The sequence below is a fragment of the Weizmannia sp. CD-2023 genome (genome assembly GCF_036225245.1).
Lineage (GTDB): Bacteria > Bacillota > Bacilli > Bacillales > Bacillaceae_C > Weizmannia > Weizmannia faecalis.
In genome coordinates, this window is record NZ_JARTJQ010000092.1 from 1 (window position 1) to 11281 (window position 11281).

Annotated in this window: 8 protein-coding genes, 1 rRNA gene and 1 pseudogene; 8 read left to right on the forward strand and 2 right to left on the reverse strand. The window is 39.5% G+C overall.

Annotation, left to right across the window (positions count from 1 at the left end; genetic code table 11):
* The first annotated feature begins 505 nt into the window (after positions 1-505).
* Together P9687_RS13795 and P9687_RS13800 are read left to right on the forward strand one after the other, a co-directional pair.
* Entirely contained in the window at positions 506-1756 is a 1251-nt protein-coding gene (locus P9687_RS13795) for an MFS transporter (protein WP_168986115.1), read from the forward strand.
* 427 nt (positions 1757-2183) lie between these two features.
* Positions 2184-3251: a DUF1646 family protein gene (locus tag P9687_RS13800; RefSeq protein WP_328228666.1), complete on the forward strand. Its 1068-nt coding sequence runs from the start codon at positions 2184-2186 to the stop codon at positions 3249-3251.
* A gap of 139 nt (positions 3252-3390) precedes the next feature.
* On the opposite strand, the gene P9687_RS13805 is transcribed toward P9687_RS13800, so the two are convergent.
* Positions 3391-4080 (reverse strand): MgtC/SapB family protein, encoded by a 690-nt coding sequence (locus P9687_RS13805; protein WP_029142729.1) that lies wholly within the window; start codon positions 4078-4080, stop codon positions 3391-3393.
* Between the two features lie 90 nt (positions 4081-4170).
* Here P9687_RS13805 and P9687_RS13810 point away from each other — a divergent pair, with 90 nt between their 5' ends.
* The 4 genes from P9687_RS13810 (at position 4171) to P9687_RS13825 (ending at position 8695) form a co-directional block, all read left to right on the forward strand.
* Positions 4171-5076, forward strand: coding sequence for a DMT family transporter (locus P9687_RS13810; RefSeq protein WP_061577719.1), 906 nt, complete (start codon positions 4171-4173; stop codon positions 5074-5076).
* Positions 5077-5376: 300 nt separating this feature from the next.
* Positions 5377-5556: a hypothetical protein gene (locus P9687_RS13815; protein WP_035191149.1), complete on the forward strand. Its 180-nt coding sequence runs from the start codon at positions 5377-5379 to the stop codon at positions 5554-5556.
* Positions 5557-5853: 297 nt separating this feature from the next.
* Positions 5854-8043: a DUF1430 domain-containing protein gene (locus P9687_RS13820; protein ID WP_260832019.1), complete on the forward strand. Its 2190-nt coding sequence runs from the start codon at positions 5854-5856 to the stop codon at positions 8041-8043.
* A gap of 4 nt (positions 8044-8047) precedes the next feature.
* The gene (locus tag P9687_RS13825; RefSeq protein ID WP_199772176.1) at positions 8048-8695 is read left to right on the forward strand and encodes a putative bacteriocin export ABC transporter; all 648 of its coding nucleotides are present in this window, start codon (positions 8048-8050) and stop codon (positions 8693-8695) included.
* A gap of 327 nt (positions 8696-9022) precedes the next feature.
* On the opposite strand, the gene P9687_RS13830 is transcribed toward P9687_RS13825, so the two are convergent.
* Positions 9023-10012 carry a glycosyltransferase family 1 protein gene (locus P9687_RS13830; RefSeq protein WP_233896581.1) on the reverse strand — a complete coding sequence of 330 codons (990 nt, stop codon included), beginning with the start codon at positions 10010-10012 and terminating at the stop codon, positions 9023-9025.
* A 552-nt stretch (positions 10013-10564) separates the two neighbouring features.
* Here P9687_RS13830 and P9687_RS17355 point away from each other — a divergent pair.
* Together P9687_RS17355 and P9687_RS13835 are read left to right on the forward strand one after the other, a co-directional pair.
* A pseudogene (locus P9687_RS17355) lies at positions 10565-10836 on the forward strand (zinc ribbon domain-containing protein); the annotation flags it as partial.
* Positions 10837-11171: 335 nt separating this feature from the next.
* Positions 11172-11281: ribosomal RNA gene (locus P9687_RS13835) — 16S ribosomal RNA — on the forward strand; the annotation flags it as partial.

The window sequence follows — 11281 nt, forward strand, 5'->3', positions numbered from 1 at the left end:
GATCAAAATAACGGTTTTTTTGTTTCATTTTTTTGAATGGAGACATCAAATCCGTACACCATATGCTATAATATATCAGATCAGTTTGTTTTCAAAGATGATTTGAAATTTGCTGATAACAAAATCAGGTATGTTTGAGGGGCACTTTAAAAAGTAGTCTCATTCACAACGTCTGTTTTAACCGTGGCCTCTTTGCTGGGGGGATACATAGGGCTTGCTGAATAAGCAAAATTACTGGATTTGGCAAGGATGCTAACATGTTCGGCAAAAAATTAGATGCAAGGATTTTATAAAAAATCCAGGGAAAAGCTTGCACTTGAGAAGAAAAAATCGCCTTTTCAAAGATGGATCCTTCTATATTTTTTGAGACAAATCCTTGCTGACAAATTGTGTACAAACTCAGAATTGGATTCCTTCAGCAAGTCCTCCATACAGGTAAGCAATCATAGCAGGCCTCGGCAGTTTTTCATATGATACTGCATGTCTTGGGAGTGGGGAATGAAACTTGAATAGGATTCAAAGAATTAAAAACACCTATTATGCGATTAATATTTTGTATAACATGGGGATTATGGTGTTCGGCGGGACATTATATTTATATATGAAGTCTATCCATTATAGTTATGCTGATATTAATCTGTTTTTATCCATTTTTTGGATTGTCGGTTTTATTACGGAAATCCCGTCTGGTGTGATTGCGGATACTTTCGGAAGGAAAAAAACGCTGATGAGCAGTTGCGTGATCAGGAGTATTGGCCTGTTCCTGTTATTTTTTGATTGGGGAAATATGATTTTTCTGATCCTTAGCGCGGTTTTTACTTCACTTGGCGAATCTTTAAGATCGGGGACTGTGGATTCTTGGATGATAGATAGCATTCATGAGGAAGAAAAGGATTATCCGTTTGAAAAGGTATTTTCTAATAATCAAGTATTCGGTACTACTTTCAGCTTATTAGCAGGGTATGTTGGTGCACAAGTTTTAGGAAATATTGATTTAAGCTATCCTGTTTTAGCGGGGGCTATTTTACTTTTATGTCCCATGATGGTAGCCGTATTTTTTATGAAAGAGCCTGTGCCGAGAAAACAAAAACAAGCAGGCGCAAAAGCAATAAAAAACAGTTTTCATATGTTAGCGGAAACAATGAAAGATGGATTTTTCTTTTTAAGAAAGGACAAGGGTTTTTTTCTGATCTGCTTATCATTTTTGCCGTTATCTCTCATCGTTACAGGGCCTTTCAATCAATGGCAATTATTTTTTCAGGAAGGCCGCCAGTCTTTAAATACAGGGTATATATTAATCGGAGTGAACCTTTTTAGTATATTGGGCGCCTACTTATCAAGAAAAATATCCGCTCTATCGGATAATAAAATTTATATTCTGATCGGGAGCACCTTATGTAATACGTTGGCGATCATATTGAGTGTGGTCATTCATAACTATCTCATTGCCATCAGTGTATTCTTTCTGCATGTGATGATCACAGCGAGCGAAGAAATCATCCGGTACACCTTTTTAAACCAGAATATTACAAACGAAAACAGGTCCACTTTATTGTCTTTTTTTAACACGTTGGAAGCCGGAACTACTGTTATTGCTTTATCACTAAATGGTCTGATCTCAAACCTTTATGGAATAGGCCGTGCATGGGTCGCAATGTCTGTTCTTTCAATTATGATTTCCATTCCTGTATACCTGATTGTGAATAAAGTATTAAAACGCCATGGACTTGCACAGGAAAAGAAGATCGTGCCATAAACAGGGCTTGCTGAATAAGCAAAGCAAGGGCTCTGACAGCTCTGGCCGTCAAGAGTTTTATAAAAATTGCAGGAAAAACCTTGCGCCCGAAAGCTGCTCAACAACATCAAGCTTTTTTCGTAGATATATTGGCGAAGCTTGCTCACAAATCGAATTCGTTCCGCAAACCCTAATGAGTGGGGATGAATTATTCATAAAATCAATTCGTTAAAAGGCAAAAGAAGATCAAATTTTTGCAAATGAGGATGTACACCATTGCGCCAATGCGGGGTAGATGTTATGATAGATAGAGCATTACTGTGAAACGCAGATGGTTTTGACAATGGAATAGAGCATTTTTTAAAGGAGGAGCCTGTCACCAAGGGATACGTATGTCCCGCGGTGGCAGGCTTTTTTGCTTTCCAGAGAAAAGAAAGGGAGTGGTTTGATGGTAATGGGATTGTCGGTTATTTTGTTATTGGTGCTGTGCCTGCCGTTTACAAAAATAGTGGAAAGGAATCTGGAAGTTTTTTTGTTTGTAATGGGCGTGGCAGCTTGTATTGTCAGCCGGTCATTTTCCTGGCATCTTGTGCAGGAAGCGCTACTGCACCCGCTCAACATTACGATTGCTGTGCTTGCGATGGGGCTTTTGTTCCGCTGGTTTGAGAAACCGATCGAAAAAGGAATCAGTTGGATCAGCCATGCGATGCCGTTTCGTTTGTTTATTGCGCTCTTTGTCATCATACTCGGTTTGCTGTCGAGCGTCATCACCGCCATTGTTGCCGCCATCGTTCTTGTCGCGGTCATTCGTTTTTTGCGGCTTGACCGGAAGACGGAAGTCCGTTTGGTTGTCCTCGCCTGTTTCGCCATTGGCCTTGGAGCTGTGCTCACGCCGATCGGGGAGCCGCTTTCCACCATTGTCGTGAGCAAACTGGATGCGGACTTTTTTTACTTGCTGAGACTTACCGGTACTTCAGTGATTCCAGCTGTCATTCTTTTCGGCGTACTGGCTGCTTTGATCGTCAAACCGGGGCAGTATGCAAGCGCCATGGAAACCGCGGCAGGAAAAGAACCGGGCATAGTCGCGAAGGAAGATGAAGGGCTAAAAACTGAATCGGCTTCAGAATCATACAAGGAAATTGTCATCCGAAGTTCCAAGATTTACTTGTTTGTCATGGCGCTCACTTTGCTCGGGGCAGGATTTGAACCGTTTATTGAAGCCTATTTGCTGGATCTCAGCCCGCTTGTCCTGTATTGGATCAATATGGTTTCTGCTGTTTTGGATAACGCCACCCTTGCCGCGGCCGAAATCAGCCCGGCGATGGGTGATAAGGCGATTCAAGATATTTTGATGGGCCTGCTGATTAGCGGCGGAATGCTCGTGCCGGGGAATATTCCGAATATCATTGCCGCGGGAAAATTAAAAATCTCAAGCATGGAATATGCGCGCTTTGCATTCCCACTCGGCCTGGCAGCAATGGTCGTTTATTTTGCGATCATCCTTTTCCTGGTTTAAAATAAGCGCTTCGTAACGACGTCCTTACTTGCCGGCGGGTGCGAGCAAAGATGGAGAAAATCCGGCTGCTGCTGAATATCCGGAACCCTTGGGCCTGGCCGGGAAAAGCAAGCGGTTTTTGCCCAGTAAAAAGCTCAATTCAGCTCTCTACTTCTGCAGCCGCAACTTCATCCATGCCGGAAATATGGCGGTATACATCCACCGTTGTATGTTTGTAGCTCGCCCGCGCCTTTAAATCGACTAAATGGGTTTGATCTTTCAAATCTTTGATCCGGATATTTTCAATTGTAATTTGCTGCTTCTCAATCGCATCGAGGACGCATGGTATGGCATCCCTGTTGCGGACGATCACTTTTATAATCAGGTCTTTATTGCGCAACTTTGTTTGCGCTGCTTTGCCCATTAAATAAGGGATGATTTCCACGCTGATGATAATGAGCACGACGCCGGCAATCGCCTCCATATAAAAACCGGCCCCGACAGCAATCCCGATGCCGCTTGCGCCCCAAATCATGGCGGCGGTGGTCAGGCCTGTAATGGTGTCATTGTCTTTTTTTAAAATCACCCCTGCCCCGAGAAAACCGATCCCGGAAACGATTTGTGCGGCAAGCCGGAGCGGGTCCATTGTAATCTGCACACTATGGGCATGGTTGAAAAGATAGGCAGACTGGATGGAAACAATGGTAAGGAGGCAACTGATAATTGAGATGACAAGGCTGGTTTTCAGTCCAAGCGGTTTCCGTTTTAATTCTCTTTCCAGCCCGATAATCAGCCCCAGCACGGCTGTAATTCCCAGTTTATATAAAATTTCCAAATCCCCAAAAACCATCCGGCTTCCCCCCTTGTAAAAAATACTGTTCAATGCTGCTTCTGCGCTATAAAATAAAAGTAAATAATCAAAAAAAGGAGAATTCGCAATTTGAATCCTTATATTGCTTTAATCGCGGGCGTACTTGCTGTCACATCCTCCGCCATTTTGGTAAAATACAGCACGGCGGATGCCGGTGTGATTGCTTTTTACCGGTTATTCTTTACCACCATCATCATGCTGCCAATCTTTCTGGCAGCCAGAAAGAAAGCGAAAATGCGCATGCTGAAAAAAGATTTGCTCTTTTCCATCAGTTCCGGGGCATTGCTCGCTTTCCATTTTATTTTATGGTTTGAATCGCTGAACTTGACATCGGTTGCCAGCTCGACTGTCCTTGTAACATTGCAACCGGTTTTTGCATTTGCCGGCAGCTATTTTATTTTTCGGGAACCGCTCTCTCTTAAGGCGATTGTTTGTGCTGCATTTTCCATTTTCGGGAGCATCCTGATCAGCTGGGGCGATTTTTTTATCAGCGGAAAAGCACTCTACGGCGATGTTCTGGCGCTCATTTCCTGCCTTTTTGTTACAGCTTATATGATGATCGGCCAGTACGTGCGGAAAAGGGCGGATGTGGTTCCATATACATTTGTCGTCTACCTCGCGTCAACGGTTGTACTGTTTTTCTATGTGCTTTTTGCCGGAGAAGCTTTTTACCCGTATTCCGCCCGCAACTGGATCTGTTTTCTCCTCCTGGCCGTCTTGCCAACGCTTGCCGGGCACTCTGTTTTTAGCTGGGTTGTCAAATGGATCAGTGCATCGGTTGTTTCTGTCGCGATCTTATTTGAACCGGTAGGCGCAGCTATTTTGGCCTATTTGCTTTTCGGAGAAAAAATTTCCTGGTTCCAGGCAGTTGGCGGGATCATCATTTTGCTAAGCATTGCCTATTTTTTGGCCCGGGATCATGCCGAACACCGCCGCGCTGTCAGGCTGAACGAAAAAAGCGAACCGGCTCGTTAGCCTCGGAACGCTTAAATCTCCGCTGCACTGGTGAGCGTTGAATCGCTTTAATATGCACCCCATGATAAAGGAAAAAAATAAACCACAAGAAAGTTTCGTATATAAAAATATTATACCGTGCCGGGTACTCGGCCTACAACCGATACACTTGCAGCAACGAACGGCTGTTTTGGGGATGACCTGTGCAACCCTGGCTGGCGAATGTAAGGGGGAAGGGAGCAGTCATAAAGAAAAAAATCCGCGTGGCAGATACCAAGCATCATTGGAATTTCAACTTTCATGGAAAAGGGATGATTGAAAATGAGCAAGAAAAATCAAGTTTTTTTAGTAATTCTTTTGATTTTGAGCATGACAGGTTTCATTATTATTATGATCCTTGACCCCGTCCCCCCTTGGCTTAAGGCTTACAATTTTTTGATGGTCATTGCTTGGGGTGTATGGATTTACCGCACAGGAAAAGAAAAAGGCCATTATTGGTAAGCCTGAATCCGTGACGATGAATAAACGTTGGTAATATATGGGTGGTCATGATGCTATCTTAATAAAAAGATGTCAAATAAAAACGCGGGGTGAAGTAACGAAACGGTCTCGAGAGCTGCTTCGAAAAGAAACCCAGCTGGGAAATATTTTATTATTGAACGGTAGATAACAGTAAGGCACACGGGTATTTAGCTGAAAGAACTCCTTGAAGACAAAAAATGGCATTAAATGAGAGTGTAGAACGCTTTAACTTTAACTATCGCTCCGATTGAACTAGAGTTGAGAGGAGGATATAATTTGAAACGCTTCTTAACGATATTTAGTTTTATCATGTTTATAACACTAGCTCTATCAAATTATTATTCTTATCAGGCAGAAAGCTATCAAAAATTAGTTGATCCATCGGGGGACTATACTTATAACTTCGAGATACCAGAAGATGTTGTGAATGCGAATCCGCAGCGACTAACATTATTAAAAAAAGCCGCAAAAAAGAACAAAGTGAATATTATTCGCACCGTATCTTATTACGACGATAAAAAAGAAAAAACATACACCAAGGCTTATTTATTTTTGTCAACAGATACACGCTTATTTGATAAAATGAAGATTGTAAACGGTCGTGGTTTAACAATAAAAGATATGATGAACCCTGATAGGTTTATTTCTACTGATAAAACCGCATCCAAAGACCAAGTAGGTGTTATAAAGAATTTTGGAGGGAAAAACAGCTATTCCATCCATGTATTGGATAACATAACAGCCAATTATAAATACTCGGGTCTTTACAAATTAGAGGCAGCATCAGAAGAACAATACAATAAATTTATTCATGATTACGTGAGTTATGTGAATAAAGCAATAGGTAAAAATTATTTCAGACCGGAAATGTATACAAATATAACGAGATCAACAAAGACAGAAATCAACAATGCGATGGATACGAAGATGATAGCTATCTTTTTTGTAGCAATCATGATCCTTACCTTTTTATTTTATTTAATATCCCGAACAAAAGAAATATCGGTGATGAGACTTAATGGTTATACGATTAAATCCATCTCCTTAAAGATTTTTATTCAATTTTTTACGAAGGTTTTTTTAGCTAGCAGTCTTATAATTATTCCATGGATGTTTTTGATTAAAGATAATAACTTTGCGTTTGTCAAAAAGGTCTATATAACAAATTTTATTATATATGTCATACTGATTGTTGTATTGACCAGTTTATGTTTTCTTTATGCCAAAAACATTCGAATAGCTAGCTCTATTAAAGGGAAAAAACCAATTGGTATAATTGCAATTTTAAATGGTATATTTAAGGTAGTCGTTTCGATTACAATTTTAATAATGGCTGTCAACTTACTTACGAACTTAACCCAAATTAATCAAAAACAAAACAGTCTTCATCACTGGTCGGAATTTCATAACTATGGAGTATTTTATCCAGTAAAGACTGGAAATGATTCCGATGTTATCAGGGAAGGTAAATATCCACTTGATATTCCGGCATATAAATTGTATTCGTATCTTAATCAGAAGTTTCATGCTATATATATCGATTCCGATTTATATACGGAAGATAGCTTAAAATTAAACGCACGTCATAATATTATCAAGTATATCGAGGTGAATCCCAATTATTTAAACAAGTATCCGATTCTTGATACAGAAGGAAACAAGATTGTGATTAATGAAGAAAATGAGCATACCGTTATTCTTGTGCCAGAACAATACAAGAAAAAAGAAGATTTTAACCTTGATTATTTTACATCATTTAGAGAGGAAATGTATAAATTACATAGGGATTTTTATCATCAAGCAGATAAAGCCAAAAGTACAAAAATTGATTTTATATACATGAAATCCGGTCAAAAAATATTTTCAATGAATCCCGATGTTATGCCAAATAATAATAATAATATTGTTGATCCAATTATCCAAGTTATGACTGAAGGAAATGCTTTAGTACCAGATATCCATTACACCTCTAGCGGTAATCAAACATTGTTTATCAAATTAATAAACAGTGATTCGGAGCGAACCTATAAGCAATTGCTTCCAAAGTTACAGGAGTTTAAATTGGATGATAATCTTCCGTATCTTGTCAAATCAAACGAGGTAATCCTAAGTGAAATTAATGATTTACATTCGGAAGCCAAGATAATAGGTTACATTTTATTATTCATGTTTTTAATATTAACAATACTTTTGCTTCAAAACATCTATTTACAATTTGAACGGAATAAGTTTGAGTTCTTTTTAAAAAAGGCATTTGGCCATACATTTGTTGAAAAGTATAAAAAGGTACTATTACTTCTACTCCTTACCGATATACTTGAATTCATAGGTGGAATCTTTTTAATCGATTCAAATTTTTTCAATATATTTATTGTAAAAGTATTAATTGAGCTAGGGTTAGTTATTTTAATCATTATCTATTTTGAAAGAAAAAATACAGTACAGGTCCTGAAAGAAGGTGTCTAATATGGTGATTTGTGAAATGCAAAATATCTATAAAAGCTTTGGGGATAAAATAGTTTTTGAAAATTTTAATATTCTTATAAACCAAGGCGATTTCCTTTGTATAGCCGGGAATAGCGGAACGGGTAAATCGACATTATTGAATATGATGGGTCTGCTAGAACGCCCTGATTCTGGGACGATAAATGTATTTGGAAAACAAAATGTTAAACCCAATTCGCACACCGCTCAAAAATTGCTACGGCATAAAATAGGTTTCTTATTTCAGAACTTCGCATTAATTGATGATAAATCAGTTAATTACAACCTTGACCTCGCATGCGTGGATAAAAAACGGTGGGATAAAAATAGCAAAACACAATTGTTGGAGAAATTACAATTAGATGTATCGTTAAATAAAAAGGTATATCATTTGTCTGGTGGGGAGCAGCAACGACTTGCCTTAGCAAGATTAATAATGAAGGATTGTGATTTTATCCTTGCAGATGAGCCAACTGGATCTTTGGATCAAACCAATAGAAATACAGTTTTGGATATTTTATCTCAGTTAAATCACAATGGAAAAACCATTGTAATCGTGTCTCATGATCCCTTTGTGATGGAACGTTGTCAGAGAGTTGTAAACCTGAATTCCCCAAGTAAAGCAGAAGCTTAAAATAAATGGGTACCCCCGAACCTCTGGTATTTGGTTTGACAAACTAAACCAGAGAGGAGGGTACCTTTAAGATGAATGACATCACTTCTGCCTCGAAAATCAAATATGTGTTTCATTTGAAGAAGTGTACAAATTTTAGCGGGCTTTTCTCCATCCTACAGTGTCAAGAAAGGATAAAATGAGACAGATCTTATTGTCAAGTATCCTTTGAGGATCAGGGGGATTGCGGGGGAAAGGAGGTGGGATCATCGTAAGAAGGATTCATCCTCCTCAATAGAAGTTTTCCCCATAAAAAAAGAGCCCCTGGAAAAAGATATAAAACTTTTGTCAAGAAACAATCCTGTTTTTGGATTGAATAGCGTTTATTACATTGATAAAATCTTTGATCGTTTCCTTCCAAGTAACGGTGTTCAAATGCGCCTGTGCGTTCTTAACCGTTTCCGCGATATGCCCTGGATGGCTGATCGCATTTTGGAAGGTTTGGAAAAGACTTTGCTCATCAAGATGACAAAATAAAGCACAATTCTCTGGCATGAAGCTTCGGCCCGTACCTTCATAGAAATCGATAACCGGCAAACCGCTGCTCATCATTTCATAGGGCACAAGAGAAAAATTGGTCATCGATGGTGCAATGCCAAAATCCGATTTCAGATACAGCTCGTGCAATTCTTTTTTCGTCAGCTGGCCAAGATTCTTCCCGTTAATAAATTGTGCGGATTGATCGGTGCCGAAATAAACAATATCCAGCTGATATCCGTGTTTTTGGCAAAGCTTAAGAAAGTTATTGAGAACAATCTGAATACTGATCGGTGCTCTTCGTGGGCTATCCCATTTTGTATAGACTGCAATTCTGAATTCCTTTTTTTTCTTATAATCCAGGAAGTTTCTCGGGTGGAAGGGATATTGTTCCATGTCAACCGGAAAACGGATCACATCAAGCGGACTTTGCACCCGGCATTCTTTTTCAATCATCTCGGCACACCAAGGTCCGAGCGAAACCATATGTAATCCTAATTCATAGGTCTTCTTCGCAAGATAATACCGATCGCCAAATGGGTAAAAATAAGGTTCATAATCCTGAACAAAATACATCTTGTATCCGGGTTTGTCTTTAAAAACATAAACCGATTCCCAGAGTGTCCCTATCCAAATATCTGACTGATGGGTCTTCAATGCGCTCACATCAAGACAGGTACCTTGATACCCGGCGTAATTAAACTCAGCGTTTATCTCCATCGCTTTCCGCGGTTGGGAAAAATAACTTAAATAGTAAACCTGGAAACCAAGTTTGCTGAGTTCCGTACCTAAATGCAGCATCGTCGTCTGTCCGCCGTCATAAGGAATAATCCCGGTTGTGACAAAGGTAATCGACTTCGGCCGGTGCGGCAACGCTTGTTTTACTTGTTTGAAATTAAAATACTGGATAATATCATCATATACATGGATGTCTCCCATCGAAACAGGTGGAAACGGTGTGGCAATAGGTTTCATGAACAATCACTCTCCTAGATGGATCCATAGTTTTTATCTATAGATATCTCAACTTATATACCACTTTTTGCCGTACCATAAACCTATATTTCCGAGAGGTGGTGCGGTTTACTTTGAAATAAGTAAAAACATCGCATATTTTATAAAAAAATCTGAAGTAGGAAGAAACATTCAGTAAAAATAGACATTATATCGGAAGGGTTTTTAAAGTATCCCCCGCCAAAATAAATGTCAAAACCTCTTGCAATAGTGGCATGGCTGCGGACAGCAATTGTGACAAGGATGGACTGTGGACTGGGAACTTCTATACCAGAGGGCTTGCATGGAAAACGACATCAAAACGTTAAAATATGGATTCTCAATGGACAAGATTTCAACGCAAGAAAAAGCCGTAAAAACGAGAAAGGTTTGCATACATGGTCATTTTATCGTCTGTCTCAATTCAGTGAATACAAAGCAAAATGAGTTGGATTAAGGCTGAATATGTTAATCCTGTCTATACGAGTTAAACCTGCTCCCAAATTGTTTCGAGAGAAATAAGGCAAATGACCGTAATATGATTGCAAATGCAACTCCGGAAACACAGAGATTTAGTTGATGCAATGATACGATATGCACCTGTAGTTGGTGATAATAGTCAATTAGCCTAAGATGCTATACGCGCTGTCATAGGAAGGGTAATGAGTCGTCCGTCAGGCTTTCGCAATAAAGCCACCTCTGAGATGTTTGTCGTGTTTTATGCAGAAAGAAAATGGAAGCGCCAGGTTTCAAATTTGCCAACGAATTTCAAAAAAACTATTGCACAAATGCTCACAACATGATATATTAATACTCGTCCGATAGCGAGCAAGCAACATAACGTTGACAAGCTATCCGGCATTTGATATAATAGAAAAGTCGCAGTCATAAAGATGCGACACAGATTGTTCCTTGAAAACTGGACAAAACGAAACGTCAAATTCTTTTTGAGCTTTTATCAAACATCTTTACTGAGAGTTTGATCCTGGCTCAGGACGAACGCTGGCGGCGTGCCTAATACATGCAAGTCGTGCGGACTTTTTAAAAGCTTGCTTCTAAAAAGTTAGCGGCGGACGG

Bases quoted from the DNA above. Each gene is read 5' to 3' on its own strand.
- P9687_RS13800 (WP_328228666.1), top strand. From the start codon at position 2,184: ATGGTAATGGGATTGTCGGTTATTTTGTTATTGGTGCTGTGCCTGCCG.
- P9687_RS13805 (WP_029142729.1), bottom strand. From the start codon at position 4,080: ATGGTTTTTGGGGATTTGGAAATTTTATATAAACTGGGAATTACAGCC.
- P9687_RS13815 (WP_035191149.1), top strand. From the start codon at position 5,377: ATGAGCAAGAAAAATCAAGTTTTTTTAGTAATTCTTTTGATTTTGAGC.
- P9687_RS13830 (WP_233896581.1), bottom strand. From the start codon at position 10,012: ATGCTGCATTTAGGTACGGAACTCAGCAAACTTGGTTTCCAGGTTTAC.